At 34.8% G+C, this 1,554-nt stretch carries 1 protein-coding gene; it reads left to right on the top strand.

What is annotated here, in order from left to right; translation table 11 throughout:
* The first annotated feature begins 163 nt into the window (after positions 1-163).
* Positions 164-1,495 (top strand): ADP-ribosylglycohydrolase family protein, encoded by a 1,332-nt coding sequence (locus HNS38_RS20010; RefSeq protein ID WP_172284881.1) that lies wholly within the window; start codon positions 164-166, stop codon positions 1,493-1,495.
* Positions 1,496-1,554 lie beyond the last annotated feature (59 nt).

The raw sequence follows: 1,554 nt of genomic DNA, 5'->3' as shown, positions 1-1,554 counted from the left end.
AAAGCTACCTCCCTTTGGGGAGGTTTAGTTCAACAATGTATAAAAATAATAGCCGGTTCAGTAGTAAATTCAGGGGTTGTAACCCGCTTCAACTTTCTTGTAACTTGACAGGAAAGAAGCCCGCAATCGGCTACTATTCTTATACTAAACGTTAGCAGCAATTATGAGAAACTTTATTTCAATATTACTTTGTTTAATCCTTTTGAATTCTTGCATTTCAAAAAGTGTAAAAAAAACTATTCATATTGAGAATAAAACACAGACTATTAGTATTTCAAAAGATAAGTACCAAAACCAATTATACGGGTTCTGGCTAGGTCAATGCATTGCTAACTGGTCTGGTTTGGTTACAGAAATGGATAAAATTGGTAATCTCGGGGAAATAAAAACAGGCGATTTTTACACCAGAGACGATTGGGGGAAACCCGACCAACCAAGTATTTGGGGCGCAGGAGTTCCCAGCGATTTATCGTCTACCATAGATTTTGTATTTAAAAACAGTGATGAAATTTGGGGCGCGGATGATGATACAGACATAGAATTTATGTATCAACATCTTCTATACACAAATAAAGTTAATATACTTACCCCAAAGCAAATACAAAATGGTTGGTTAAAACATATAAAGCCTGAAGAGGAAAACTATTTATGGGTTTCTAATCAAAAAGCATTCGATTTAATGAAAGCTGGTGTTCTTCCTCCCGAAACAGGGAACCCAAAACTTAATGAACATTATGATATGATTGATGCCCAATTAACCACGGAAATATTTGGACTATTTGCACCTACAAGACCAGATATAGCATTAAAAATAGCAGAATTGCCTATACAAACGACTGCTAGACAAGAAGCAGAGGATATTTCAAAATTTTATGTGTCTATGTATTCGCTTGTGTATGCCACAAATTCTAATAGTAGCATGAAAGAAAAACTGCTTTGGATGTCGAGTAAATCAAGAGAAATACTGCCAAATGATTCCTATCCAGCAAAAATGTATGATTATACTAGACTCTTATATGAGTCTGGTATTCCTTGGGAACAAACAAGAGATTCACTTTACTACAGATATCAGGTTAACCAAAAAGACGGCTATAACATAACATCAAGAAATTTATATTGTAATGGCTGTTTTGCAGCAGGAATAAATTTTGCTGCAAGTTTAGTAAGTCTTTTTTACGGAGAGGGCGACTTAAAAGAAACAATAAAAATAGGAACTCTTGCAGGTTGGGATTCTGATAATCCTACTGCCACTTGGGGAGGACTAATTGGTTTTATGATTGGAAAAGAAGGTATAGAAAAGGCATTTGACAGAAAATTTTCAAATCGATTTAATATCCACAGGACAAGACAAAACTTTCCAAATAATGGTATAATCACGTTTGAGGAAATGAGCAAAATAGGTCTAACAATAACTGAAAGAGTTGTATTGGAGGAATTGAACGGAACAATTGATGAAAAAAATAATGCTTGGATTATCCCATTGGAAAACAATTAAAAGCTGCTAACAATTAAGCATCGTTTTCAGCCCTAAGCCGTGGAGCTAAGCATTTACTT

The organism is Lentimicrobium sp. L6 (assembly GCF_013166655.1).
Classification (GTDB): Bacteria; Bacteroidota; Bacteroidia; order Bacteroidales; family UBA12170; genus UBA12170.
This window is presented reverse-complemented; position numbering and strand designations above follow the sequence as displayed.

Coding starts and splice junctions, on each gene's coding strand:
- HNS38_RS20010 (WP_172284881.1), top strand. CDS start 164: ATGAGAAACTTTATTTCAATATTACTTTGTTTAATCCTTTTGAATTCT.